The 25,558-nt window shown below is 32.0% G+C and carries 23 protein-coding genes, 1 tRNA gene and 5 pseudogenes; 10 read left to right on the forward strand and 19 right to left on the reverse strand.

All coding sequences use genetic code 11. The annotated features are described in order from the left end of the window. The first annotated feature begins 105 nt into the window (after nt 1-105). The gene (locus JJC05_RS16910) at nt 106-771 is read left to right on the forward strand and encodes a PepSY domain-containing protein (RefSeq protein ID WP_258929584.1); all 666 of its coding nucleotides are present in this window, start codon (nt 106-108) and stop codon (nt 769-771) included. Beyond that, entirely contained in the window at nt 714-2,714 is a 2,001-nt protein-coding gene (locus tag JJC05_RS06880) for a M36 family metallopeptidase (RefSeq protein ID WP_258929676.1), read from the forward strand. The genes JJC05_RS16910 and JJC05_RS06880 overlap by 58 nt, the downstream gene beginning before the upstream one ends. 105 nt (nt 2,715-2,819) lie before the next feature. Here the strand turns inward: JJC05_RS06880 and JJC05_RS06885 are convergent. After that, a pseudogene (locus JJC05_RS06885) lies at nt 2,820-4,605 on the reverse strand (1-deoxy-D-xylulose-5-phosphate synthase). Nucleotides 4,606-5,061: 456 nt separating this feature from the next. On the opposite strand from JJC05_RS06885, the gene JJC05_RS06890 reads away from it, so the two are divergent. Continuing rightward, on the forward strand, nt 5,062-5,520 hold the full coding sequence (locus JJC05_RS06890; protein WP_088390546.1) for a nucleoside deaminase: 459 nt from the start codon (nt 5,062-5,064) through the stop codon (nt 5,518-5,520). 478 nt (nt 5,521-5,998) lie between these two features. On the opposite strand, the gene JJC05_RS06895 is transcribed toward JJC05_RS06890, so the two are convergent. The 11 genes and pseudogenes from JJC05_RS06895 to JJC05_RS06940 all read right to left on the reverse strand — a co-directional run bounded on the left by JJC05_RS06895 (nt 5,999) and on the right by JJC05_RS06940 (nt 13,740). Continuing rightward, nucleotides 5,999-6,196, reverse strand: coding sequence for a cold-shock protein (locus JJC05_RS06895; RefSeq protein WP_014166123.1), 198 nt, complete (start codon nt 6,194-6,196; stop codon nt 5,999-6,001). 76 nt (nt 6,197-6,272) lie between these two features. Continuing rightward, the gene (locus JJC05_RS06900) at nt 6,273-6,815 is read right to left on the reverse strand and encodes a DinB family protein (RefSeq protein WP_105195525.1); all 543 of its coding nucleotides are present in this window, start codon (nt 6,813-6,815) and stop codon (nt 6,273-6,275) included. Nucleotides 6,816-6,849: 34 nt separating this feature from the next. After that, entirely contained in the window at nt 6,850-7,401 is a 552-nt protein-coding gene (locus JJC05_RS06905; RefSeq protein WP_105195526.1) for a Crp/Fnr family transcriptional regulator, read from the reverse strand. A gap of 3 nt (nt 7,402-7,404) precedes the next feature. Then, nucleotides 7,405-7,947, reverse strand: a complete 543-nt coding sequence (locus tag JJC05_RS06910; protein ID WP_105195527.1) for a hypothetical protein — start codon at nt 7,945-7,947, stop codon at nt 7,405-7,407. Nucleotides 7,948-8,021: 74 nt separating this feature from the next. Next, nucleotides 8,022-9,778 (reverse strand): annotated as a pseudogene (gene aspS / locus JJC05_RS06915) (aspartate--tRNA ligase). Between the two features lie 448 nt (nt 9,779-10,226). Continuing rightward, nucleotides 10,227-10,300 (reverse strand) — tRNA-Asp (locus JJC05_RS06920). Nucleotides 10,301-10,386: 86 nt separating this feature from the next. After that, nucleotides 10,387-11,313 carry a DUF58 domain-containing protein gene (locus JJC05_RS06925; protein WP_088391264.1) on the reverse strand — a complete coding sequence of 309 codons (927 nt, stop codon included), beginning with the start codon at nt 11,311-11,313 and terminating at the stop codon, nt 10,387-10,389. Nucleotides 11,314-11,388: 75 nt separating this feature from the next. Next, the gene (gene trxA / locus JJC05_RS06930) at nt 11,389-11,706 is read right to left on the reverse strand and encodes a thioredoxin (protein WP_014166118.1); all 318 of its coding nucleotides are present in this window, start codon (nt 11,704-11,706) and stop codon (nt 11,389-11,391) included. Nucleotides 11,707-11,863: 157 nt separating this feature from the next. Then, the gene (locus JJC05_RS16915; RefSeq protein WP_258929590.1) at nt 11,864-12,394 is read right to left on the reverse strand and encodes a hypothetical protein; all 531 of its coding nucleotides are present in this window, start codon (nt 12,392-12,394) and stop codon (nt 11,864-11,866) included. A 204-nt stretch (nt 12,395-12,598) separates the two neighbouring features. Further along, nucleotides 12,599-12,811 (reverse strand): hypothetical protein, encoded by a 213-nt coding sequence (locus JJC05_RS16920; protein WP_258929591.1) that lies wholly within the window; start codon nt 12,809-12,811, stop codon nt 12,599-12,601. 242 nt (nt 12,812-13,053) lie between these two features. Continuing rightward, nucleotides 13,054-13,740: a DUF6252 domain-containing protein gene (locus tag JJC05_RS06940; protein ID WP_235878626.1), complete on the reverse strand. Its 687-nt coding sequence runs from the start codon at nt 13,738-13,740 to the stop codon at nt 13,054-13,056. Nucleotides 13,741-13,906: 166 nt separating this feature from the next. Here JJC05_RS06940 and JJC05_RS06945 point away from each other — a divergent pair, with 166 nt between their 5' ends. The 3 genes from JJC05_RS06945 (at nt 13,907) to JJC05_RS06955 (ending at nt 15,751) form a co-directional block, all read left to right on the forward strand. Continuing rightward, a complete protein-coding gene (locus JJC05_RS06945; protein WP_105195530.1) occupies nt 13,907-14,425 on the forward strand; it encodes a 30S ribosomal protein S16 in 519 nt (172 codons plus the stop codon). Nucleotides 14,426-14,442: 17 nt separating this feature from the next. Then, entirely contained in the window at nt 14,443-14,976 is a 534-nt protein-coding gene (gene rimM, locus JJC05_RS06950; RefSeq protein ID WP_088391256.1) for a ribosome maturation factor RimM, read from the forward strand. Between the two features lie 70 nt (nt 14,977-15,046). Then, a complete protein-coding gene (locus JJC05_RS06955; protein ID WP_235878628.1) occupies nt 15,047-15,751 on the forward strand; it encodes a tRNA1(Val) (adenine(37)-N6)-methyltransferase in 705 nt (234 codons plus the stop codon). 65 nt (nt 15,752-15,816) lie between these two features. On the opposite strand, the gene hppD is transcribed toward JJC05_RS06955, so the two are convergent. The 3 genes and pseudogenes from hppD to JJC05_RS06970 all read right to left on the reverse strand — a co-directional run bounded on the left by hppD (nt 15,817) and on the right by JJC05_RS06970 (nt 18,862). After that, nucleotides 15,817-16,980 (reverse strand): 4-hydroxyphenylpyruvate dioxygenase, encoded by a 1,164-nt coding sequence (gene hppD, locus JJC05_RS06960; protein WP_105195532.1) that lies wholly within the window; start codon nt 16,978-16,980, stop codon nt 15,817-15,819. A gap of 105 nt (nt 16,981-17,085) precedes the next feature. After that, nucleotides 17,086-18,244: pseudogene (locus JJC05_RS06965) on the reverse strand (homogentisate 1,2-dioxygenase). 192 nt (nt 18,245-18,436) lie between these two features. Next, nucleotides 18,437-18,862 (reverse strand): Rieske (2Fe-2S) protein, encoded by a 426-nt coding sequence (locus tag JJC05_RS06970; protein WP_105195534.1) that lies wholly within the window; start codon nt 18,860-18,862, stop codon nt 18,437-18,439. A gap of 155 nt (nt 18,863-19,017) precedes the next feature. On the opposite strand from JJC05_RS06970, the gene greA reads away from it, so the two are divergent. From greA to JJC05_RS19110, 4 genes and pseudogenes are all read left to right on the forward strand, one after another. Beyond that, nucleotides 19,018-19,494: a transcription elongation factor GreA gene (gene greA, locus JJC05_RS06975; protein ID WP_088391296.1), complete on the forward strand. Its 477-nt coding sequence runs from the start codon at nt 19,018-19,020 to the stop codon at nt 19,492-19,494. A gap of 11 nt (nt 19,495-19,505) precedes the next feature. Continuing rightward, a pseudogene (locus JJC05_RS06980) lies at nt 19,506-19,894 on the forward strand (HIT family protein). Between the two features lie 25 nt (nt 19,895-19,919). Further along, nucleotides 19,920-20,924 (forward strand): recombinase RecA, encoded by a 1,005-nt coding sequence (gene recA / locus JJC05_RS06985; protein ID WP_014166107.1) that lies wholly within the window; start codon nt 19,920-19,922, stop codon nt 20,922-20,924. A gap of 60 nt (nt 20,925-20,984) precedes the next feature. Next, nucleotides 20,985-21,203 carry an Fjoh_0651 family PID-CTERM protein gene (locus JJC05_RS19110; protein WP_105195536.1) on the forward strand — a complete coding sequence of 73 codons (219 nt, stop codon included), beginning with the start codon at nt 20,985-20,987 and terminating at the stop codon, nt 21,201-21,203. A 9-nt stretch (nt 21,204-21,212) separates the two neighbouring features. On the opposite strand, the gene bioB is transcribed toward JJC05_RS19110, so the two are convergent. The 4 genes and pseudogenes from bioB to JJC05_RS07005 all read right to left on the reverse strand — a co-directional run bounded on the left by bioB (nt 21,213) and on the right by JJC05_RS07005 (nt 25,539). Next, a complete protein-coding gene (bioB, locus tag JJC05_RS06990; RefSeq protein ID WP_088390155.1) occupies nt 21,213-22,295 on the reverse strand; it encodes a biotin synthase BioB in 1,083 nt (360 codons plus the stop codon). Nucleotides 22,296-22,400: 105 nt separating this feature from the next. Continuing rightward, the gene (locus JJC05_RS06995; RefSeq protein ID WP_258129803.1) at nt 22,401-23,381 is read right to left on the reverse strand and encodes a porin; all 981 of its coding nucleotides are present in this window, start codon (nt 23,379-23,381) and stop codon (nt 22,401-22,403) included. 323 nt (nt 23,382-23,704) lie between these two features. Further along, a pseudogene (gene aqpZ / locus JJC05_RS07000) lies at nt 23,705-24,371 on the reverse strand (aquaporin Z). Between the two features lie 247 nt (nt 24,372-24,618). Then, nucleotides 24,619-25,539, reverse strand: coding sequence for a bifunctional riboflavin kinase/FAD synthetase (locus tag JJC05_RS07005; protein WP_105195538.1), 921 nt, complete (start codon nt 25,537-25,539; stop codon nt 24,619-24,621). Between the last annotated feature and the right edge of the window lie 19 nt (nt 25,540-25,558).

Raw genomic sequence — 25,558 nt, forward strand, 5'->3', positions numbered from 1 at the left:
AAAAAAATCCTCTTTTTATTATTTTTATTTCCTAAAACTTCCTTCAGTCAAAACAATCTTGACTTAATTAAAAAACATTTAAAGGAAAATTCTCCTAAATCAAAAATGAGTCAAACGGAAATAGATCATTTAATTATTTCCGATGAATTTATCACAACAAGCAATAATACGGTTTGTCACGTAAAACAAACACAAAATGGCATACCTATCTATAATGTTGATTCCAATTTTTTAATAGATAAAGCAGGAAGAGTTTCAGGTAATTTAAAATCCGTCCCTCTTCTTGAAAATAAAACAAAAAATAGATTTCAAAAAATAGATTTTAAAACTGCTTTAGCGCATGCTTTTGCATCAACAAATGACATTATACAAGAATACCGCTTTAACAAACTAGAAAACAATAAATTTAGATTAGAAAATTCTCTTAACAAAGAAGACGATGTAAATGGTCAATTAGTCTATTTTTTAACTAATAAAAATGAACTCAAGCTTGCCTACTTTTTTGAATACTATTCAGGAAATGATGAAAAAAATTTATGGCATATTTTCGTAGATTCTGAAACAGGAAATATTATTAAAAAATCAAACAAAACCTTAAAATGTTCATTTCATAAAGAAAACAATCATACTACAAACAACCCTTTATTCTTATTTAAACCGGACAATTTTTCGAAATTAGCTTTATTAACACCGGCACAACAAACTACAATGTTATACCATGGAACTATGAAAGCCCCAACCATTATAGAGAAGCATTTCCTACCAATATAGAAGGTAGAACAATGGTTACAAACCCTGAATCAACTACAGCATTAGCTCCACTTACTGCTGCTGCTTCCCCTAATGGATGGCACAATAACAATTCAACTATTGGCAGTACAACAAATACTACTAATTTTCAGTACACAAGAGGAAATAATGTATTTGCTTATTCCGACATTAACAATTCTGAACCATCAATCTCCTCTATTAATACTTATACCAATTCATCTTTCGGCACATATCCTAATTTAACTTTTGATTATCCTTACTCAGGCTTATCTAACGCACCTCTAAACGAAATTAATGCTGCTACTACCAATCTTTTTTACATGAATAACATCATGCACGATCTATGGTATCAATACGGCTTTGATGAAATAAATAAAAACTTTCAAGACAAAAATTATGGTCGTGGAGGAAAACAAGGAGACTTTGTTCTAGCTCAATCACAAGATAATTCTCAAAGTAGACTACCTAGTTACAATAATGCCAACTTTTCAACACCTATAGACGGAAGTAATCCTAAGATGCAAATGTATTTATGGCAACACATTGCTCCCATAAAAGTACAAATCACAAGTGGAACATTATTAAACAAAACATATAATGCTATGGATAATAATTTCGATACAGGACATATTGAATTACCTATAACACCTACTAATATGTCTGGCGAACTTATCCTACTTAATGACGCTACCAGTCCTGATGTGAATGACGGATGCTCTGCCGCAACAAACACCTTAACGAACAAGATAGCAGTAGTTAGACGTGGTAATTGTAATTTTTCTTCAAAGGCTATAGCCGCTCAAAATGCAGGAGCAAAAGCCTTAATAGTGGTCAATAACTCCATCATTCCCTTAGAACTTGGCGGAGGAGATATTGCTATTAAAATCCCCGTTATTGGTTTATCCAAAACAGATGGAGATGAATTAATTCAAGCTTTAAAAACAGAAAACAATATTAACACAATTCTTGAAAATAAGAATTACGTTTATGCTGATGGCGATTTTGACAATGGAATTATTGCGCACGAATACGGACACGGAATTTCCACAAGACTTTCAGGTAATTGCTTGGACAGCTCAGAACAAATGGGAGAAGGTTGGTCTGATTGGTTTTGGTTAATGATGCAAATAAAAGAAGGAGATAAAGGAAATGACAAAAAAAGTACAGGAACTTTTACTAATAACCAACCAACTAACGGCAAAGGTATCAGAAAATACCCTTATACTACCGATATGAATAGTAATCCTTACACATACGCTCATTTAAACAAAATGTGGTATCTAGATCCAGCAGATGCAACGGAAAAAATTAACGTTCATGCTATAGGAACTGTTTGGGCAACTATTTTATGGGACTTGACTTGGGCTTATATCAACAAATATGGTTATGACCCTAATATTTATAATGGAAAAGGAGGAAATAATAAAGTAATGAAAATAGTACTTGATGGTATCAAAATTGATGGTTGTTCCCCTAGTTTTATAACAGGTCGGGATGCTATTTTAGCAGCAGATCAAGCAGCAACAGGCGGTCAAGATTATGAATTAATTTGGAGAGTCTTCGCTAGAAGAGGAGTAGGCTATAGTGCTTCATCAGGCGCAAGCAATATTGGAGTTGCAGGAATAAAGGACAATCCAACTTCTTTACAAACAGACTTACCTCCTAATATTGCATTAAGCAATGAGGATTTTATTTCCAACAATTTAGTCAACGTTTATCCAAATCCTTCAAACGGTTTGATTAATATTTCTTTTGATCGAACTCCTAATCATTTTACATTAAAAATCAATGATATTAATGGACGAATCGTGTATACTGAAGAAATAACAAACAATACTCGTGATGTACAAACAATAAATTTAGATTCTTTACAAAAAGGTTTTTATATTCTTAGTTTAAAAAGTTCTACTATAAACTTTACTCAAAAAATCCTTTTAGAGTAACGTAAATTCATCACAAAAAAACTGTCTAAAAAGTTTAAAACTAATATTTTTTTGGGGTTATTTTCCAAAATCCTACTTATTTTAAAAAAATAACCCCAAAACTTTCTAGACAGTTTTTTTATCTAAATAAACTGTAAATAAATTACTTAATCCTTCTACATCAATTCCACATATCTTATGCAATTCATTAATAGTCCCTTGTTCTATAAATTCGTCCTCAACTCCGCATCTTTTTATAGAAAGTAAATATCCATTATCTATAAAAAATGAATTTATAAGCGTTCCGAAACCTCCCTTAAGACATCCTTCTTCAACAGTAATGATTTCTTTGTAATTTTGCCCTATTTCATGTAAAAGCACCTCATCTAAAGGCTTAATAAAAGGAAAATGATAATGAGAAAAATGATCCGATTCTACACTTTCTAAAGCTTTTATTACATTATTACCAATAGTTCCTGTAGAAAAAATAGCCACTTTCTTTCCTTTACGTAATCGTTTTGCTTTTCCAATTTTTATTTTTTCAAATGGTAATTGCCATTTTTGAATAAAACCTCTACCTCTTGGATAACGAATACTTACGGGTCTATCAAGACTTAATTGAAAAGTATACATCATATTGCGGAGTTCTACTTCATTAAGCGGTGCTGTAACTATAAAATCAGGAATACAACTTAAATAAGCAATATCATATAAACCATGATGAGTAGCACCATCCTCCCCCCACAAAACCAGCTCTATCAAGACAAAAAATAACAGGCAATTTTTGTAAAGCTACATCATGAATCATCTGATCATAAGCTCTTTGTAAGAAAGTAGAATATACATTACAAAAAACAATCATTCCTTGCGTAGCCATACCCGCAGAGAAAGTTACAGCATGTTGCTCTGCAATTCCAACATCAAAAGCACGATCTGGAAATGCTTCCATCATAAACTTCATGGAACTCCCTGATGGCATTGCTGGAGTTACCCCTATAATTTTGTTATTTTTTTGAGCTAACTCAACCAAAGTTTTACCAAAAACGTCCTGAAATTTAAAAGGTAATCCTTCTTCCTCTTTTGGGTATATTTTCCCTGTTTCAGGATCAAATTTACCTGGAGCATGATATTTCACTTGGTTTTCCTCTGCTAATTGTAATCCTTTTCCTTTTGTTGTAATTACATGTAAAAATTTAGGTCCTTTTATTTTTTTTAGTCGATTTAATTCCGTTATCAATAATTCTATATCATGTCCATCAATAGGGCCTGAATAATTAAAATTTAACGCTTTAAAAATATTATTTTCAGTATGTAATTTTCCTTCTTTAAAAGATGTTAGATATTCCTTTAAAGCTCCCACGCTTGGATCAATACCTATCGCATTATCATTAAGTATGACTAAGATATTAGCATCTGTATCACCCGCATGATTCAATGCTTCAAAAGCCATTCCTGATACTATAGAAGCATCACCAATAACCGCAATATGTTGTTTATCCAAATCATTATTTAATTTAGATGCCATTGCCATTCCCAAAATTGCAGAAATAGAAGTAGAAGAATGACCTACACCAAAGGCATCGTATTGACTTTCTGAACGTTTAGGAAATCCTGAAATACCTTTTAAATCTCGATTAGTACCAAACACGTCTCTCCTTCCCGTTAAAATCTTATGTCCGTAGGCCTGATGTCCTACATCCCAAACTAACAAATCGTAAGGTGTTTTAAAAACATAATGCAAAGCAATTGTCAGTTCAATAACTCCCAAGCTTGCTCCTAAATGCCCTTCTTTCTGAGAAATAATCGTTATAATAAAATCACGCAATTCTTTTGCTAATATAGGCAATTCCGAAATTTTTATTTTTTTTAAATCACGGGGAGAATTTATTGAATCTAATATCTTACTTTCCATAAAAGACAAAATTAATCAAAACTATTTATTTATTACGATTTTATGCTGTATCATTCCTGAATATATCTTCATTCTAATAACCTCCTTACGTTCTCTTTTTACATCCTTTTTTTAATAAATTAAAGAACATTTAGAACAAATAAAAATTTCTTATAAATACAAACCATTACAGAAGAACTTTTTATTAAAAGACACCAAGAATTATGGCATAAAAAATGTAAACTTTTGAATTACTTACTCTAATCTGAAACGTTCATTTTTTTACTTGAGTTACAAGATAAAACAAATTGATTACCCTTTTAAATCCATTAAAACTTAAAAGTTCTTAATCATATCATCTTATTCTCTCCTGTTTTTATTTAAAAACAATAAATGTTCATTTTTAAACTTATAAGCCCCCCAGTCAGTATTGAAGTATATCAAGACAAAATCATTCAAAAATTGTACATTTGTTTTATGGAAAATATTTTTACAGATGAGTACTTCATGAAAAAAGCCTTACAGGAAGCGGAAACGGCATTTCAACAAGGTGAAATTCCTGTAGGTGCTGTAATTGTAATAGATAATAGAATAATTGCTCGAAGCCACAATTTAACAGAAATGCTGAATGATGTAACAGCACATGCTGAAATGCAAGCAATAACTGCTTCTGCTAACTTTTTAGGCGGAAAGTATTTAAAAGACTGTACTTTGTACGTCACCTTAGAACCCTGTCAAATGTGTGCAGGTGCGTTATATTGGAGCCAAATTTCAAAAATTGTATACGGAGCAACCGATGAACAAAGAGGATATAGAGCGATGGGAGCTCAATTACACCCTAAAACCAAAGTAATATCTGGAATTATGCAAAACGAGTGTACGCATTTGATGAAAGACTTTTTTAAACAAAGAAGATCAAAATCTACAAAGGATTAAGCTTAAAGTTTTATTAGAAATAAAAGGGCTTTAAATCTAAAAAAACACATCACTTTTTATCCTCAATTGGCATATCCTAAAAGGTTGTAATCTTTTCATTTCGTCCAAATGAAACTCGAATAAAACGAATAGTTGGAGTAAACCTATTCCACTTTATTTTTCTTCAAATTTAGTTTTAAACCCAGATTCCGCATTAGACTTCGTTGTGAAACAAATTTTTTCAATAAATTCAAGTGCTCACGGAAAATTTTAGAAGAAGAAATAGTGAACTATTTTGATGATTAAAATTTGAGACGTGATTGAATTTGAAGAAAAATAAAGTGGAATAGATTTCGGGTTAGAATCAGATTTCACTTCTTATTCTTTTAAAAAAAATTCAAAAAACACAGTCTATTGGTCTATTTTTTATTTTCAAAATAATAAAAAACCGCCCCTAAAAGGAGCGGTGTAACATTCCGGTAATCTAAAATAATATATATTATTCGATAACAACTACATTAGTAGCCACTTTACCTTTACGTCCGTCTTCTTCGTTGTACGAAACTTTTTGTCCTTCTTTAAGCTCTTTACCACCTGTTGCAGTAATGTGAACGAAGATGTCTGATCCAGTTTCGTCGTTTGTAATGAATCCAAAACCTTTAGACTCTACAAAAAATTTCACTTTGCCTGTTAGCATTCTAAAAAAAATAAAAAATTAATAATTATCAAAGATAGACTTTTTGTCGAGATATCAAAGTCTTATATTCAAAAGTTTATGGATTTATTTTTTGAGATTGTATTATATGTCGTTCATCATGATTTATTAGAAAACGAAAAACATCCCCTAACTGCATAGTCAACCAACGAGCAATACTTATTCTTATTCTTTCTCTTTCAATATCTATTTTTTCGGCTTTTTCTAGTAAATTCAACAGTCGTTTTTGTTGGTCTAAAAATTTATCAATTGTTGATTTATCCAAGAGAGAGTCTAAAGGATTTTTATCATTGAAGGTTTTCATTTTATTTACCTTAATATTTGGCAGCATACTATTTGCCATATAATTACCTAACCAACCGGATTTATAAGTAGATTTGGCAATAGATTGACTATTAGAGATAACTTTTTCAATTTCTGGCAAATAATATTCTCCATATAAATTCAAATGTTCTAAACATTCTAAAACATTCCAAGAAGAGCGTGAATTTCGACACTGTAAAAACCCTAAATCTTTTTCTTTTAGTGTAATTACATAATCCACATGGCTTTGTACTTGCTCTTTTAATTCCTTTAACAATAATTGTGTTGTTATTTTCATAGCAATAGTATAATTACCACAAATTTCCCTCTTATTATTTTATTTTTTCTTGACACACATCAAGACTTTTTAATCTTGATAAAGTTTCTGGAGACATACGAAGATAATTGGCAATAAGTTTATGAGGAATTACCTGAAATACTAGTGGATTACGTTCCTGAACACGTTCTAATCGTTTTTTAGCAGAAACTGTAAGTAAATCTATTTCCCGTTCTAACTGTTGTAAAACTAAATTTTCTAATAACGCGTTCCAAATCTTTAAATTTTCCGTATTGGTATACATTAACGTTTTGAACTTATTTTTATTTATCTTTAAAACCGTTGTTTTTTTAATTGCTTGAATCGAAAAAACAGTTGGTTTTTCAGACAAAAAACTATCTAAACAGGTAATAAAATCGCCTTGATAGCCAAAACGAATAATTTGCTCTTCAATATCAAAGACGGAAATTTTTATGCTTCCTTCTTTTATAAAATAGAGATGAGAATCTACACTTCCATTTACCACCAAGTATTGATTTCTTTTCAATAGTAAGGTTTCTTCAAATAACTGGTGTTTTTTTAAAAGTGCAATTAACAGATTTTTCATATCTTAATACAGATGCGATTTCATTTCTCCTGAATTACTTTTGGGTTGTTCAATAATTACTTCATCTCCTTTTTCTTTTTTATATCGAATAAATTCAAGATTGGCTATACCTGCTTCAGGATAGGTTTGTTTTTGTTTATGAAAAATTACTTCACGCATTCCTTTTGAATCTATATTAAGCACCTTCCATCCATTTACAATTTTAGCTTTTGCTATTACAGGTGTTCCAACTAATCCAAAATTCCCTTTTACTCTTAAATTTGAATCTAAGATCAAGGCATCGCAACCTCCATTTCCACAGGAATTATTAAAAAAAATAAAATAATCCTTTTTCTTATCATTATTCAAATCAATTTCACGCAAGACAAACTTTCTTTTTCCTCTTTGTTCTTTTTCGTATTCGGGACTTGATCCATATTTTTTCACCAATTCAATTTCACGTTTTTGTAAAAATTCAGTGATTTTAGTCACTATTTTTTTATCTTGAGCAAAAGAATTTGCAGTACATAATAAAACTATCGTTAAGGAGGCTATTCTCTTTTTCACCTTTTAAAAAATATTACAAATTAAAAAAGGAAGAACTTAGTTTCTTCCTTCCTATAAATCTACGAATAAATTTCTTATAATTCGGTTGTGGTTGCAATAAATAATTCATTCAATTGTTTTTTATCCAATACTGATGGAGCATCAATCATAACATCTCGTCCTGAATTATTTTTAGGAAACGCTATAAAATCACGAATAGTTTCTTGACCTCCTAGAATAGCTACCAAGCGATCTAAACCAAAGGCTAAACCGCCGTGTGGTGGCGCACCATACTGAAAGGCATTCATTAAGAATCCGAATTGATTTTCAGCTTCTTCTTTTGAGAATCCAAGTAATTCAAACATCTTTGCTTGCAAATCTTTATCATGAATACGTATTGAACCTCCTCCTATCTCATTCCCGTTTAGCACCATATCATAAGCATTGGCTCTAATTCTTCCTGGTTCTGTTCCTATCAAATGAATATCTTCTGGTTTTGGTGACGTAAATGGATGGTGCATTGCATGGTAACGCCCACTTTCTTCATCCCATTCCAACAAAGGGAAATCGACTACCCACAATGGTGCAAACTCGTTGGGCTTACGTAATCCCATTTGATTTCCTAATTCCATACGTAAAGCACTTAATTGCGCACGTGTTTTATTAGCTGGTCCTGATAACACAAAAATAATATCTCCGAGGATTCGCTTTTGTGGCTTCAGCCCATTTTTTTAAATCTTCTTGATCATAAAATTTATCTACTGATGATTTAAAAGAACCATTCGTTTCATACTTACAATATACCATACCAGAAGCTCCTACTTGCGGACGTTTAACCCACTCTATCCAAGCGTCGATTTCTTTACGTGTTAAGGAAGCTCCTGCTGGCACAGCAATACCCACTACCAACTCTGCTGTATTAAAAACACTAAACTCCTTATTTTGTGCTACAGCATTTAACTCACCAAATTCCATTCCAAAACGGATATCTGGCTTGTCATTTCCGTAGGTTTTCATGGCATAATCGTATGTAATTCTTGGAAACTTATCTACTTCTATTCCTTTTACTTCTTTTTAACAAATGACGAGTTAAACCTTCAAACATATTTAAAATATCTTCTTGTTCAACAAAAGCCATTTCGCAATCAATTTGAGTAAACTCAGGTTGACGATCAGCACGTAAATCTTCATCTCGAAAACATTTTACGATTTGAAAATACTTATCCATTCCCCCTACCATCAATAATTGCTTAAAAGTTTGAGGAGACTGCGGTAAAGCATAAAATTGTCCTGGATTCATACGCGAAGGCACGACAAAGTCACGCGCCCCTTCAGGAGTTGATTTAATTAAATAAGGTGTTTCTACCTCACAAAAACCTTGGTTTGAAAGATAGTTTCTTACTTCCATAGTTACGCGATGACGAAATAGCAAACTGTTTTTTACGGGATTACGACGAATATCTAGATAACGATATTTCATACGTAATTCTTCTCCTCCATCTGTTTCATCTTCAATCGTAAAAGGGGGTAACTGTGCTTGATTTAAAACAATTAATTCTTTTACTAAAATTTCGATATCACCCGTAGCTATATTAGCGTTTTTAGATTCACGTTCTATTACAGTTCCTTTTACCTGAACGACAAATTCACGACCTAAAGTTCTGGCTAATTCCATCACCTTTTTATCTGTACGACTTTCATCAAAAATGAGTTGTGTAATGCCGTAACGATCACGCAAATCAACCCATATCATAAAACCTTTATCACGTGATTTTTGAACCCATCCAGCAAGGGTAACTTCTGTATTTATATATGACGTATTTAATTCGCCACAATTATGACTTCTAAACATTTTTATAAAATTTGAATACAAAAATACTATTTTAAACCTCATTTGCAATGAAGAGGACAAAGATATAAAGGATAATAAAATGCAAAATATTATCTTAGATCTGTTTATCTCTCTTCCCATCATTGGAGTAACATAATCAGAAAAACAAAAAATCCACGTCTTGAAATCTCTCGTTTCTTTCGGTATGGTAAACGAAGGACTTATTGATCAAACTCACCGTTTCTTTAAAAGTTCCAAAAGAAGTTAAGGAAACGGATCCTTTTTAAACTTGCCCTCATAGAAAAGTATACTAAAATAAAAAAAGCTCCCCTAAACGGAAAGCTTTTCATTGGTCTAACTACTAAACCATTCCGATTTTACTCGGAACTAAACAACACAACTAATTTTAAAATCTTATTTTGGGCAAAAAAGCGCTCCGAAGAGCGCTTCTAAAAATTTCCCAATTTCGCGGTCTGGACGGGACTCGAACCCGCGACCCCATGCGTGACAGGCATGTATTCTAACCAACTGAACTACCAAACCTTGTGCGTTATTGCGGTGCAAATATACGACTGTTTTTTTGTTTTGCAAGAAAAAAAAGTACTTTTTTTTGTTCTTTTTAAAAACTTTCAAACAAACCCTTGTTTTTCAACCAAATAGGACATCATTATTTTATCAAATTTTTCCCCAACAGAAACGGGAACGTACTTAATTTTATACATTGAACAGGTATTGGTTATTTTTTCAAAATAAGACTTCATTCTTTTTTGATATTGCTCACTTATTCCTTCTCCAAATAAATTCACTTCTTCATTGGTTTCTAAATCTATAAACTTCCGAGGTTGATTATCAAAACTGAGGTTAAACTCTGTTTTATAATCTACCACATGAAATACTACTACTTTATGCTTATTATACTTAAGATGTTGTAATGCTTTAAACAAACGTTCCTCATCTTCTGATTGAAACATATCTGTAAAAAGGATTACCATAGAACGTTTATTTAATTTTTCTGCTATCTGATGTAAATAAGTAATCGTATCTGTTTTCTTATAAGCGCGTTCCTCTTGCAAAAGTCGTTCTAATTTATCCAATAGCATTCTATGATGTCGTTCACTCCCTTTTTCTGGAGCATAATATTCATAATGATCTGAATAAACACTTAATCCTACAGCATCTCGTTGTCTTTTTAATAAATTCATTAGAACAGCAGAGGCTAAAACTGAGAAACCAACTTTATTTTCATAAAACATTTGATTTTTAGTTAGCAAAGGATAGTGCATAGAAGAAGAGTTATCAAGAATTAAATGACAACGTAAATTTGTTTCTTCTTCATATCGTTTAGTATACAGACGATCTGTTTTGGCATACAATTTCCAATCAATATGCTTTGTACTTTCCCCCGAGTTATATATTTTATGTTCAGCGAATTCAGCTGAAAAACCATGAAAAGGCGACTTGTGCATACCTGAAATAAAGCCTTCTACTATCTGATTAGCTAAAAGTTCTAGATGTTGAAAACTAGAAATAGTTTTAATTTGAGATTCTAAATTCATAACTCAAATATACAGAATATGACATAAAAAAGGCCTAACATACGTTAGACCTTTTACAACTCACTTATATTTTTATTACAATAAAGCATCTATTGCTTTAGCATAAGTATCTTTAGGAGCTACACCTACCTGACGTCCCACTACTTCACCATTTTGAAAAATCAAAACAGTAGGAATATTACGAACACCGTACTTTGCAGCAAATTCTTGATTGGCATCTACATCCACCTTCCCTATTACTGCTTTCCCTTCATATTCCGTTGCAATTTCATCAATAACGGGTCCCACCATACGACAAGGTCCGCACCAAGCCGCCCAAAAATCCACTAAAACTGGTTTGTCTGATTGTAATACTACCTCATCAAATGTAGCATCTGTAATTGCTAATGCCATGTTCTTTTTTTTAAATTGTTACACAAATTTACTATTTTATTTCAATTACAAACACACTTCTATATTAATAATCAAAATAGCTTTATAAGCAAAACAAATAACTAAAATCAAAGAGTCGCTTAAAAGCGACTCTTTGATTCTTTTTAACACATAACGATTAAAAATTATAACGCATACCTAATGACAAACCAATACCACTGATACCCACATACGAACTTAACTCATCTTTAGGTCTTGATGAATCAAAGCCTGTTGGATTTGTTTCTACATTATTAGAGCTCGCATTTAACTGGCTGATATAATTTGTATGAGATTCTGAATAAGACAAATTAGATAATTGATTTACTCCTTCTACTACATATTCTGTAGTTTCTTTTGTTTTTCCGTGTACAGTAAAGTTTCTGTATTCAACTTCAGCATAAGCTGATAATTTTGGAGCTATTTTATAAGACGTACCAACAGAAGCCATAAAACCAAGTGTAGGATTAGGCTTTACTACGTCTGTTCTTTCTGAATTTTTATATTTTGAAAAAGCAGGATTTGAAGCATAAACCGATGATATAGTAGACTTTGTAGACGATTTTATCGTTAAATCACCAAATACAGGCAGAATAACCCCCACTTTAGTATAAGGTTCAAAATTACCCACTTCTCCTAAATACAACACAACTGAAGGAGATAAATCCAATGCTCTAATTTTCCCACTTACGACAGCATCAAAATTACCAATAGATGAAACAGGGGTTTTAATAGAACATGTCTTTCAGCCATAGTTCTAGAAGCTCCCATATAGTAATGCACTCCCATTTCAACTCCCAAACGCTCTGAAAAACGAAATCCCGCAACAAGATTGGTTCTTGAACCTTCACCAAAAGACCCTGTAATAGATTCTTTAGAAACTAAACTTGATGAAACACCACGGACTAACAGTTACTAATGTTGATTCATTTGTTGCAGCTAAACCACTTACCACAGGAAATTCAGTTCCAACAGTTTGAATAAAGTAAGAGCCTCCTGCTTTCAAATAAAATCCTCTTTTTGAATCTTGAGCATTAGTAGCCAACGATAGAACTACTGCTCCTAGCAACATAAATTTTCTAATCATTTCTTTAACAATTAATTGAGTTAATTATATATTTTGGAATTTCCAAAAAAATGCGTTGTGATATTACAAAAAAAACCACAAACAAATGTTATTTATTAGCAAATATATTCTAAAAAACGGTTTATAAAAACAATTTATTTAAAAAACACTAAACAAAAAAACAAAATTGTTTTAAATAACTAACAATCATTTAGATTACAAAATTAAATCTCCGATACATAAAACAAAAACAATACAGACATCTATCTTGAAATAGGCATTTTATAAAAACCCCCTTCTTTTCCACTTATAGTAGTTCCTGAACTAGAAGTTGCCATAAACATAAAGGTTCCCGAAATAGTTGTTCCGGTATTTTCAGTAATAACAATCTGTCCACCAGTGTTAGCTGTACGACTAATTTTGAGTTGCGCATCATTGTTTCCCCCATTTACAGTTACTAAATCCCCTCCTTTATAATCTTTACCTGGATTTGCTAAGGTAACTTCAGAGATCATACCTTGCGAATCAACTTCGATATTCACCTTTAATCCTGTTCCCGATCCTCCTGAAACACTTACAATTCTAGCACCTAAATAACCCGTACCTCTTTTTACAATTTCCATTTGACTAACAGGTCCTTTAACTAGTGCTGTAGAAAAGCTCTCCGTCCCTTGACTTACTCCTTTATACACAACAATTCCATCTTGATTAGTTGTTCCTAAAGGATAAACACCTTCTTTAGTACTGTTAGTCTGAATTTTTAAATTATGGGTAGAGGAACTTCCTTCCAAAACCAACCCTCCCGAAGCATCTATCTTAGCACTCTTACTATTTGCTTTCCACAAACTATTTCCTATAGCAACCTGAAATGCGGGATTATTAAAAGCAACATCGTCTTGACAAGAAATCCCAAACAATGAAACCAAAAAAAGACACGTAATATTTTTCATCTTCAATTTTATAAAAAGCAAAAATAACAGATATTAGCTCAATATACGCCGCTCAAATTCTAAAAAGAAAACAAAATATCATTTAGCGTTTTAAAAAACAAAATAATCCGTATATTTGCAGCCTTAAATAACCGAGGTCGGGAACCTCAATTTAATCCAAACAATTATGCCAGTTAGAATTAGATTACAAAGACATGGTAAAAAAGGAAAACCTTTTTACTGGATTGTAGCGGCGGATTCACGCTCAAAGAGAGATGGTAAATTCTTAGAAAAAATAGGAACTTACAATCCAAACACTAACCCTGCAACTATCGACTTAAATGTTGACAAAGCGGTAACATGGTTATTCAACGGTGCTCAACCGACTGATACTGCAAGAGCAATTCTTTCTTACAAAGGTGCTTTATTAAAACACCATTTAGAAGGTGGTGTTCGTAAAGGCGCTTTAACTCCTGAACAAGCAGAAGCTAAATTCACAGCTTGGGTAGAAGAAAAAGCAACTAAAGTAAATGCTAAAAAAGATGGCTTAGCTAAATCTAAAGCTGAAGCTAAAGCTGAAGCTTTTAAAGCTGAAAAAGAAGCTAACGAAAAACGCATGGCAGCTCAAGCTGAAGCAGCTAAAACAGCAGCTGTTGAGGAAGCACCAGTTGTAGAAGAGAGTAACAACGAAGAAACAGAAGCTTAATTATAATTTAGCGATCTATGCGTAAAGACGATTGTTTCTATTTGGGTAAAATCGCTAAAAAATTTAGTTTCAAGGGCGAGGTCTTAATCTATTTAGATACAGATGAACCCGAAATGTATGAAGAATTGGAATCGGTCTTTGTTGCTCACAACAAAGACTTGGTTCCTTTTTTTATTAAAAAATCACAGCTCCACAAAGCCTCTTTTCTAAAAGTAAAATTTGAAGATATAGATTCAGAAGCAGCAGCTGACGAAATAATAGGCAAAGAAGTTTATCTTCCTCTATCTATGTTACCCCGTTTAGAAGGCAATAAATTTTACTATCACGAAATAATAGGATACAAAGTTTTAGATCAACGCTTAGGATATATTGGCAATATAGTAGCCATTAACGATAGTGCTGCTCAAGCTCTTTTTGAAATAAAGAAAGAAGAGATTGAAATTTTAGTTCCTATGATAGACGAATTTATTGTAGAAGTAAATCGAGAGGATAAAACCATTGTTCTAAACACTCCAAAAGGACTAGTTGACCTTTATTTAAAACAAGAATAACTATTCGACAATATTTTTATATTCGAAGATTGTAGCAAAGCTACAGTCTTTTTTTATACCATATCCAATCATGTTTCAGTTCAAACAATTTGCTATTCAACAAGACCGTTGTGCTATGAAAGTTGGCACGGATGGTGTCCTACTAGGCGCTTGGACTCCTCTTATAAATAACCCCTATTCCATTTTAGATATAGGCAGCGGCAGCGGTTTAATAGCTCTCATGTTAGCACAAAGATCCCAAGCTGAACAAATAGATGCAATAGAAATAGATGATGAGGCTTACGAACAATGTGTTGACAACTTTGAACAATCTCCTTGGAATGATCGTCTTTATTGTTATCATGCAGGATTAGATGAGTTTGTAGATGAAATAGATGAAGTATACGATTTAATCGTATCAAACCCTCCATTTTACACCACTAATTATAAAAGTAATAAAGAATCACGCGACAGAGCTCGTTTTGAAGATTCACTCCCTTTTGAAGAGTTGATTGAAGCCGTTGACTTTTTTCTTTCAGAGCAAGGTATTTTTACTCTTATTATTCCTTTTACTGAAGAAGATAAAATCAAAGATTTATGTAATGAACGCTCTTTATTTCCTTTACGAATTACAAGAGTCAAAGGAAACCCTGAATCTGAAATAAAGAGGAGCTTAATGAGTTTTACAAGAATTGCGCAAACTCCTATAATAGATGAATTAACAATAGAGTACTCTAGACATAATTATACGGAAGACTATATTAAACTCACTCAAGATTTCTACTTAAAGATGTAACTTACAATCTCATTATATAAAAAAGAGATTATCTCTTATTTTGATAATCTCTTTTTTCATTTTTTTTACAAAGTACCTCTCAACATTTGTTCTCTTTCGATAGACTCAAACAAAGCTTTGAAATTACCTGCTCCAAATCCTTTTGCTCCCATTCTTTGAATAATTTCAAAAAACAATGTGGGACGATCTTCAACTGGTCTAGTAAATATTTGCAACAAATACCCTTCTTCATCTGCATCAATCATGATTCCTAATTTTTGCAACTCATTAATATCTTCTTTAAATTTAGACATGTGATCTTTTAAACGTTCAGGAATTGCATCATAGTAGGCTTGTGGTGGAGTAGTTAAAAACTCTACCCCTCTTGCACGCATATCAGCAACTGTTTTAATAATATCATCAGTAGCTACCGCAATATGCTGCACTCCTTCTCCTTCATAAAAATCTAAATACTCTTCAATTTGGGAGCGCTTTTTACCATTGGCAGGCTCATTAATAGGAAACTTAATTCTACCATTTCCATTTGACATAACTTTAGACATTAAGGCCGAATATTCCGTAGTTATTTGTTTATCATCAAAAGATAGAAAATTTACAAACCCCATTACATCTTCAAACCATTTTACTGCTTCATTCATACGATTCCAACCTGTATTCCCAACCATGTGATCAATATATTTTAACCCCACAGATTCTGGATTATAATCGGATTTCCATTCATTGTATCCCGGCATAAATACTCCGTTGTAATTTTTCCTTTCTACAAAAACAAAAACTGTTTCACCGTAAGCTCCATAAATTCCTGCTCTTACGACTTCTCCGTTTTCATCTTTTTCAACAATTGGATCAAAATAAGGCTTTGCTCCTCTTTTTGTAGTTTCTTCAAATGCAGAACGAGCATCTTCTACCCAAAGAGCAATTACTTTAACACCATCTCCATGCTTCTTAACATGTTCCCCGATAGGCGAATCACTATTTAAAGCTGTTGTTAATACTAAACGAATTTTATCCTGTTTTAGGACATAAGATGCACGGTCTTTTACTCCTGTTTCTAACCCAGCATAAGCCAACGACTGGAAACCGAAGGCTGTCTTGTAAAAATGGGCTGCCTGTTTTGCATTTCCTACATATAACTCTACGTAATCTGTCCCTAAAAGAGGAAGGAAGTCTTGCGCTCCTTCAAATATTTTTTCTAAACCGTATTCTACAGATTGTAATTCTTGTGACATAATTTTTCTATTAAGATTGAAATATTAAAATGCTATTTTCATTAAATAAGTTATGAAACGATGATAATACTTCTTTTGTTTATTTTATTTTTATTTTTTAGACTTTCAATCCAACCAAGATTGATAATACTTATCATCTGCAATTTGCATGGCTTCTTCTGTAATCATCAAAGGTTTAAAAGTATCAACCATTACAGCCAATTCTAATGTTTCTTTTTTACCTATACTTCTTTCGGCTGCTCCGAGGATGTGGCCCATGTGGTATACCTGCTGGATGTAAGGATACATGCCCTACCTCTATATCATTGCGACTCATAAAGTCACCATCGACATAATACAAGACTTCATCCGAATCTATATTACTATGATTGTAAGGTGCTGGAATTGATTCTGGATGATAATCATATAATCTTGGTACAAATGAACAAATTACAAAAGCATCTGTTTCAAATGTTTGATGTATTGGAGGAGGTAAGTGTATACGTCCTGTTATAGGTTCAAAATCATGAATAGAAAAGGCATAAGGATAATTATATCCATCGTATCCAACAACATCAAATGGATGTGAAGCATAAACTACATCAAAAATCTCATCTTTTTTCTTGATTTTAATTAAAAAATCTCCTTTTTCATTATAACTTTCTAACTCTTCTGGTCTACGAATATCCCGTTCACAAAAAGGAGAATGCTCTAATAATTGTCCGAACCAATTTCTATATCTTTTTGGTGTATATACTGGTCTTTTAGATTCTACAATAAACAATCTATTATCCTCTGTTGCAAAATCAATTTTGTAAATCACACCTCTCGGAATGACTAAGTAGTCTCCATACTTAAAATCGAGATTACCCAACATTGTTCTTAACGTACCTGTCCCTTTGTGAATAAAGATCACTTCATCAGAATCGGTATTTTTATAAAAATAACCAGTAGTAGATTTCCTAGGAGCGGCCAAAACAATATGACAATCTGAATTTGTTAAGATTATTTTTCTACTTTCTAAAAAATCATCTTTCGGCATTATTTGAAAACCGCGTAAACGATATGATTGTATATTGTTTGTTTTAGCAATTTTAGGAGCTACTGAATACTGATTTTTTATTTCTTTTACCATTGTAGGCCTGTACTCATGATACATATTGGTTGACATACCATCAAAACCAATAGTTCCAAAAAGTTGCTCATAATATAAATCGCCATTTTCTTTGCGGAATTGAATATGACGTTTGTGGGGAATTTTTCCTAATTTGTGATATATAGGCATTGCATAAAATGTGTTAATTAGACCATTTTTAAAAACTTTTTTAATTATATCAAATCTCTTAAATAATTAAAACTAACTTCACATTAAAATCATTCAGGACTTCTTTTGATAAGAAATTTCAAATGAATTAATAAATCTTCAAATATAGACTTCATATTATACAAATTTCGGAAAAAAAGTGGTAAAAAAAAATTAATTATAAACCCTAAGTATTCCGTTTAAATTCTCAACATTGTATCTTTTTAAAGGATATTGTTTTCTTCCGTCTCCTGTATATAAACTAAACTCACTATTATCACAGCCACATTGTGCATTAATCCCTTTGATATTTAATTTTGAACAACTGGTCGGATATTGAATAGGACAGCTTGCTTCCCATGCAACATAATCATTTGTTCCTCCTGTTTTCATCACAATAACCCCCTGAATACCTACACCCGGAATCATAATCAACAAAGGATCTCCGGGATAATTAAGTTTATTATAAGAAGGAAGCGCTAAATTTATATCAATTGAAAAACTATTATTTATCAAATAAGGATTCGCATTATTAATAGTATTATTTTTATCGCAAGCTAGAGTCAAAACTAAGATCATTATTAAAAAATATTTTTTCATGCTTTTTATTTGATTTTTTTGCAACAAATTTAAATTATTTACATTTGTATAACGTTGAATCAATCAATTAAATTACTAACTGAATAAAAAATAGTATCTTTGCGAGAAATCCCGCTACAATGGGATTTTTTCTATTTATACAATACAATGATGTTATGAGTAAAGTATCTTATTATACAGCTGAAGGATTAAAAAAATTAAAAGAAGAACTAGAATATTTAAAATCTGTAGAACGCCCTAAAGCATCTGAAGCCATTGCTGAAGCTCGCGACAAAGGAGATTTGTCAGAAAATGCGGAATACGACGCTGCTAAAGAAGCACAAGGTCTTTTAGAAATGAAAATTTCTAAAATGGAGGAGCTATATGCTAATGCCCGATTAATTGACGAATCTCAACTAGACTTATCAAAAGTTCTAGTTTTATCTAACGTTAAAATAAAAAACCAAGCAAATGGAATGGAATTAACGTATCAATTAGTTGCTGAAAGCGAAGCGAATTTAAAGAAAAATAAAATTTCCGTTACCTCTCCTATAGGAAAAGGTTTGTTAGGAAAATCTGTAGGCGAGATTGCCGAAATTAAAGTACCAAATGGTGTTTTAAAATTTGAAGTTTTAGAAATTACTAGAGACTAATTATATATTCAATGGCTTCTATTTTTACAAAAATTATAAACGGTGAAATTCCTTGCTATAAAATAGCAGAAGATAAAGATTATTTAGCATTTTTAGATGTAAACCCAAATGCTAAAGGACACACTCTTTGTATCCCTAAAAAGAAATAGATAAGATTTTTGAAATGGATAATGAGCTCTATTTAGGCTTAATGGATTTTTCAAAAAAAGTGGCTACTGCAATTGCGAAAGCAATTCCTTGTAAACGAGTAGGAATGACTGTAATCGGTTTAGAGGTCCCTCATACCCATGTACACTTAATACCATTAAACACGATGGATGATGCTCGTTTTACTCACAAAGTAAAACTATCGGATGAAGAATTTCAAGTAATTGCTCAAGCTATTACAAAGCAATTATAATTTTAACACCTGTAAATTCAAAAAAATGAGTTCAGAAAAAGAGGCAAAACTAAAGGCTTTACAGCTTACTTTAGATAAATTAGATAAAGCATACGGAAAAGGTACCGTAATGAAAATGGGGGATAAAGCTATAGAAGAGGTAGAAGTTATTTCTTCGGGATCCCTAGGAGTAGATTTAGCACTAGGTGTTGGTGGTTATCCTAAAGGTCGTATTATAGAAATATTTGGCCCTGAATCATCAGGAAAAACTACCCTTACACTACATGCAATTGCAGAAGCTCAAAAAGCAGGTGGAATTGCGGCTTTTATAGATGCCGAACACGCATTTGATCGATTTTATGCAGAAAAATTAGGTATTGATATTGACAATTTGATAATTTCACAACCTGATAATGGCGAACAAGCCTTAGAAATTGCTGAAAGCTTAATTCGATCTGGAGCTGTCGATATTGTGGTAATAGACTCTGTTGCTGCGCTTACTCCAAAAAGCGAAATTGAAGGCGATATGGGCGATTCTAAGATGGGATTACATGCCCGTTTAATGTCACAAGCATTACGTAAATTAACAGCCACTATTAGCAAAACTAATTGTACTGTTTTTTTCATCAATCAGCTTCGTGATAAAATAGGGGTAATGTTTGGTAATCCCGAAACTACAACTGGTGGTAATGCCCTTAAATTTTACGCATCGGTACGTTTAGACATCCGTCGTTCTTCTCAAATTAAGGATGGTGAAAATGTATTAGGAAATCGCACTAAAGTCAAAATAGTTAAAAACAAGGTAGCACCTCCTTTTAAAACAGCAGAATTTGATATTATGTATGGCGAAGGAGTTTCAAAAACAGGAGAGATATTAGACTTAGCTGTTGAATTTGAAGTGATTAAAAAATCAGGATCTTGGTTTAGTTACGGAGAAACAAAATTAGGTCAAGGTCGTGACTCTGTTAAATCATTAATAAAAGATAATCCAGAATTAGCAGAAGAACTAGAAATCAAAATTAAAGAATTAATTAAAAATTTAGAAAATTAATCCAAAATAGTTGCAATTAAATTTTGCAACTATTTTTTTTTTTATATATATTTACTATATATGAAAAGAAGAAACAAACAAAACCGTCATCTATTAATCATATTACTGACAGCAAAGTCTATTTTTGCTGTTACACCAGCGCCTCCTCCACCAGTGAAAAGAGCGGTTCCCCCTGGTTCCTTTCCTATAGATGACCATTTACCAATTTTAATTCTTTCAGCAATATTATTATCATTTTATTTTTTCAGAAAGAGTACAAAAAAAGCTCCTAAAAATTAGGAGCTTTTTTTATTTCTTATTTGAAACAGCTAAATTACGTTCTATCTCATGTCCTGGTCTAGACCATTTAGGTTTTTCTCCTAAAGATTGAAACTCAGAGTCGCACGCTTCTACTGTTTTGGGCTGCATTAACTTAATAAAAGGTTTTTGAGGGTTCAACCCTAGTAACTCGAACATTTTCATATCTTCATTCACATCTGGGTTGGGTGTAGTCAACAATTTATCTCCCGCAAAAATTGAGTTTGCACCTGCAAAGAAACACATTGCTTGTCCCTCTCTGGACATTTGAGTTCTACCTGCCGAAAGCCTAACTTGCGTTTCAGGCATAACAATTCTGGTTGTAGCTACCATTCTAATCATTTCCCAAATTTCAACTGGTTTTTCGTTTTCCATAGGAGTTCCTTCTACTGCTACTAAAGCATTAATTGGAACGGATTCGGGTTGTGGATTTAGAGTAGACAAAGCAACTAACATACCTGCTCTATCTTCTATACTTTCTCCCATACCTATTATACCTCCGCTACAAACGGTTACATTTGTTTTACGTACATTTTCAATTGTTTTGATACGATCTTCAAAACCTCGTGTTGAAATTACTTCTTTATAATATTCTTCGGAAGTATCTAAGTTATGGTTGTAAGCATACAAACCTGCTTCTGCTAGTCGTTGTGCTTGATTTTCAGTAAGCATACCTAATGTACAACATACCTCCATATCTAGCTTGTTAATAGTACGAACCATTTCTAAAACTTGATCAAATTCAGGACCGTCTTTTACGTTTCTCCATGCAGCTCCCATGCAAACCCTAGAAGAGCCTGATTCTTTTGCTCTTAAGGCTTGTGCTTTTACTTGATTAACAGTCATCAGGTCATTTCCTTCAACATCTGTATGATAACGTGCTGCTTGAGGACAATAACCGCAATCTTCTGGACATCCCCCTGTTTTTATAGACAGAAGTGTTGAAACTTGCACCGTATTAGGATCATGCTTTTCTCTATGAATAGTAGCTGCTTGATAAAGCAAGTCCATCAATGGCTGATTGTATATTTCGATAATTTCTTCTTTACTCCAATTATGTCTTGTAATACTCATAAATAGATTATTTAGGGGTCAAAAATACACAATTCGTTTAATATAAAGGGTGTAATAAATTAACTTTTATGTTATGCAAATAAATTAATTTGACTCTATTTGCAATTAGGTTCTGAATATTAAACTTGTCGTTATAGAAAAATTCTTATTATCATTATTAAATATACGATCTTTTGAATTATATGTTTTGGCTTCAAAACGGAATTTTAATTTTTCGGTTAGATCATAATCTAAATTAGATGAAAAACCCAATACTTGAAAACCATTTGGTGTTCCTGTTGGTACTATAATTTGATATTTATCACTATAATATTCTGCTCTAAAAGCTGCTATGGTTTTTTTATTAATTTGACTTTTTGCCATTAATATAGGGCCATACCAAGTGCCATAATTTGTATTATTATATTTATCTGATCCAATATCAAAACCAGCTATTAACCCAAATTTTTCGGATGGTTCGTATTGCATATACACATTATGAAAAGTTCTAATCGCTTTTATACTATCGGGCTTATCTGTACCAATAAAATTACTGTAATTAAAAAATATTTTTTTATTAGGCTTAAAAGTTATTTGCCCTCCAAAAGACGGTCTTTGAACAAAATCTGGCCTTTTTATTCTTTGCCAACCATTCAGATATAAAGCTGCTAAATAAAATTTTTCATTTGGTGATTGATAAGACACTCTAACCCCTGCTTCATAATAAGGAGATCCCTCTGTAATTAAGCTTCTTGTTAATGTCCAACAATCACCTCCAACAGCACTTCCAAAGCCTATATGAGAAGGCAAGACACCAACATCTAACCACAAATTACGTTTTTTAGATAGTCTTGCTCCTACATTTGCTTCATAAACAAACTGTGCCCAAGTAGGCTCAGCACTTAAATTGTAAGTCGCATAATTTCCTCCCATTAATCCTAAATTAGCTCTAATGTTTTGATCTTTATAATTTAGTTTTAATAATAGCAAATTGAAGTTAACTTCGTTATGTCTTTTATGACTGTATACGAAATTAGGTTTTTCATGATTGTCGGGCTTTAAAAAATCGTAACTATAATACAATTCTCCATAAGCACTAACTGTCATTTTTTTTAAAGTATCGTTTTGAGAAAAAACCTTTGATATTGGGGAAAAAAGGAAAAGAAAACTATATATTTTTATTAGTTTTGATTTAGTAATTTTTTGTATCATATATAAAATCAAAATATATTATTAATTTCTTAAAATAATTTTTTATTAGTTCTATATTTCAAATTTTAGAAATCAATTATACTAATAAAAAATTGGCATTAAACACTTAGTCATTACATTTTAATTTACTAAAGAAACAGGTAAAGATATTTCGAGATACTTGGAATAAAGGATCTATGATAAATTGTTTTCTTTACACAATTTCTAGAGCGTAAATTTTAATCTGCTTTAAAATATTTGTAAACAAAACCTGCTAATAAAGAAGCTACTATAGGAACTATAACAAAAAGCCAAAGTTGAGAAATAGCCCAATCACCAACAAATATTGCTTGACTAATACTTCTTGCAGGATTTACAGAGGTATTTGTAACAGGTATACTTATTAAATGAATCAAAGTTAGAGCTAAACCTATTGCTATTCCTGCAAAACCTGAATTAGCTCTTGAATCTGTAGCTCCTAAAATTATCAACAAAAACATAAAAGTCATAACAAACTCTGTCACTATAGCTGCAACCATGTTGTACTTTCCTCGGTGAATGTTCTCCATAACCATTGGCAGCAAAATCACCAATAACGCCACCATTTCCTGTTACAATTACATACAAAACTCCCGCAGCAAATATTGCACCTGCTATTTGAGAAACAACATAAGGCAAAATCTCTTTTGCATTAATTCTACCTCCAGCCCAAAGACCAATTGTTACAGCTGGATTTAAATGAGCCCCAGAAATATGCCCAAATGAATATGCAATAGTCAAGACTGTTAACCCAAAAGCAAAAGAAACTCCTGTTAACCCTACTCCAACAGTTCCGAAATTTGCAGCTAACATTGCGGTTCCACATCCTCCTAAAACCAACCAAAATGTACCAATAAATTCTGCTATATTTTTTTCATAATACTATATAAACCCCCTACTCATTTGGCTTTTCGGTTACGCCTCGTTTTTTTTTGGTGTCTGATCTCCAATTAAATTAAACTAATTTGTTGTAATATCAATAACTGCAGTTTTAATAAAACGGCACAAAAGTAGTTATAATTTAGTATATCAATCAAACAAAAGATAACACTGAGTGAAGAATTGTATTTTTAAGAGAATATGAGGGGATATTTTAACAAAAAGACATTGTTGTTTAATTTTTTATAAGAAAAGTTTGCCTTTTATCTTCTTCTAATTGTTTTTTTAGTGATTCAAGAGAATCAAATTTTTGTTCTTTTCTAAGATAATGATGTAAAATAACGGTTACATTCTCTCCGTAAAACTCAAAATGACAATCTAACAAATGTACTTCTATAGTAACATACTGTCCGTTAATAGTAGGTCGACTTCCTATATTCATCATTCCTTTATAGATTTGTTTTTTTAAAAACACCTCTACAACATAAACTCCTTCTTTTGGTATTAATTTTAAAGGAGAATCTACTTGAATATTAGCTGTTGGAAAACCTATCGTTCTTCCTATTTGATTGCCTTTAATTACCTGCCCTCTAAAAGTATATGGATTACCCAAATATTGATTAGCTAATGCGATAGAACCTTCTTTAATACATTGCCTTATTTTAGTAGAACTAATCGTAATTTCATTTAGTTCTTCGGCGGATATTTGTTCTACCTCAAAATTATATTTTTCGCCAAATCGAATTAAATCATGGATATCGGAGGAACGATTTTTTCCAAATTTATGATCATATCCTATAATAATTTTTTGAATATTTAATTTATCAACTAAAATGGTCTTAACAAATTCTTCGCCAGACAAGGCTGACAAGGCCTGATTAAACTCTAAAAAGAGCAAATTATCTACCTGTAATTTTTCTAATAGTTCTATTTTTTCCTTATTCGTACTAAGGAGCTGAACAGGAGAATCTGTTTTTAAAAAAGTTCTTGGATGGTTAGAAAAGGTAATAACAACGGTTTCGTTGGATTGATTAGCATTAGATTGAAGTTTTCGAATGATTTTTTGATGCCCCAAATGTACTCCATCAAAAGTTCCTATGGTTACGATAGTCTTTTTATGGAATTGAACATTTGATAAATCGCTAATTACTTTCACCTTTTGTGATTTTGGTGAG

Source organism: Flavobacterium davisii (assembly GCF_019565505.1).
GTDB lineage: Bacteria > Bacteroidota > Bacteroidia > Flavobacteriales > Flavobacteriaceae > Flavobacterium > Flavobacterium davisii.

What these genes read in the sequence shown, in the direction of transcription:
- JJC05_RS16910 (WP_258929584.1), top strand. Translation starts at nt 106, where the DNA reads ATGAGTCAAACGGAAATAGATCATTTAATTATTTCCGATGAATTTATC.
- JJC05_RS06890 (WP_088390546.1), top strand. Translation starts at nt 5,062, where the DNA reads ATGGAAAATATTTTTACAGATGAGTACTTCATGAAAAAAGCCTTACAG.
- JJC05_RS06895 (WP_014166123.1), bottom strand. Translation starts at nt 6,196, where the DNA reads ATGCTAACAGGCAAAGTGAAATTTTTTGTAGAGTCTAAAGGTTTTGGA.
- JJC05_RS06900 (WP_105195525.1), bottom strand. Translation starts at nt 6,815, where the DNA reads ATGAAAATAACAACACAATTATTGTTAAAGGAATTAAAAGAGCAAGTA.
- JJC05_RS06905 (WP_105195526.1), bottom strand. Translation starts at nt 7,401, where the DNA reads ATGAAAAATCTGTTAATTGCACTTTTAAAAAAACACCAGTTATTTGAA.
- JJC05_RS06925 (WP_088391264.1), bottom strand. Translation starts at nt 11,313, where the DNA reads ATGAATTTAGAATCTCAAATTAAAACTATTTCTAGTTTTCAACATCTA.
- trxA (WP_014166118.1), bottom strand. Translation starts at nt 11,706, where the DNA reads ATGGCATTAGCAATTACAGATGCTACATTTGATGAGGTAGTATTACAA.
- JJC05_RS16920 (WP_258929591.1), bottom strand. Translation starts at nt 12,811, where the DNA reads ATGATTAGAAAATTTATGTTGCTAGGAGCAGTAGTTCTATCGTTGGCT.
- JJC05_RS06940 (WP_235878626.1), bottom strand. Translation starts at nt 13,740, where the DNA reads ATGAAAAATATTACGTGTCTTTTTTTGGTTTCATTGTTTGGGATTTCT.
- JJC05_RS06945 (WP_105195530.1), top strand. Translation starts at nt 13,907, where the DNA reads ATGCCAGTTAGAATTAGATTACAAAGACATGGTAAAAAAGGAAAACCT.
- rimM (WP_088391256.1), top strand. Translation starts at nt 14,443, where the DNA reads ATGCGTAAAGACGATTGTTTCTATTTGGGTAAAATCGCTAAAAAATTT.
- JJC05_RS06955 (WP_235878628.1), top strand. Translation starts at nt 15,047, where the DNA reads ATGTTTCAGTTCAAACAATTTGCTATTCAACAAGACCGTTGTGCTATG.
- hppD (WP_105195532.1), bottom strand. Translation starts at nt 16,980, where the DNA reads ATGTCACAAGAATTACAATCTGTAGAATACGGTTTAGAAAAAATATTT.
- JJC05_RS06970 (WP_105195534.1), bottom strand. Translation starts at nt 18,862, where the DNA reads ATGAAAAAATATTTTTTAATAATGATCTTAGTTTTGACTCTAGCTTGC.
- greA (WP_088391296.1), top strand. Translation starts at nt 19,018, where the DNA reads ATGAGTAAAGTATCTTATTATACAGCTGAAGGATTAAAAAAATTAAAA.
- recA (WP_014166107.1), top strand. Translation starts at nt 19,920, where the DNA reads ATGAGTTCAGAAAAAGAGGCAAAACTAAAGGCTTTACAGCTTACTTTA.
- JJC05_RS19110 (WP_105195536.1), top strand. Translation starts at nt 20,985, where the DNA reads ATGAAAAGAAGAAACAAACAAAACCGTCATCTATTAATCATATTACTG.
- bioB (WP_088390155.1), bottom strand. Translation starts at nt 22,295, where the DNA reads ATGAGTATTACAAGACATAATTGGAGTAAAGAAGAAATTATCGAAATA.
- JJC05_RS06995 (WP_258129803.1), bottom strand. Translation starts at nt 23,381, where the DNA reads ATGACAGTTAGTGCTTATGGAGAATTGTATTATAGTTACGATTTTTTA.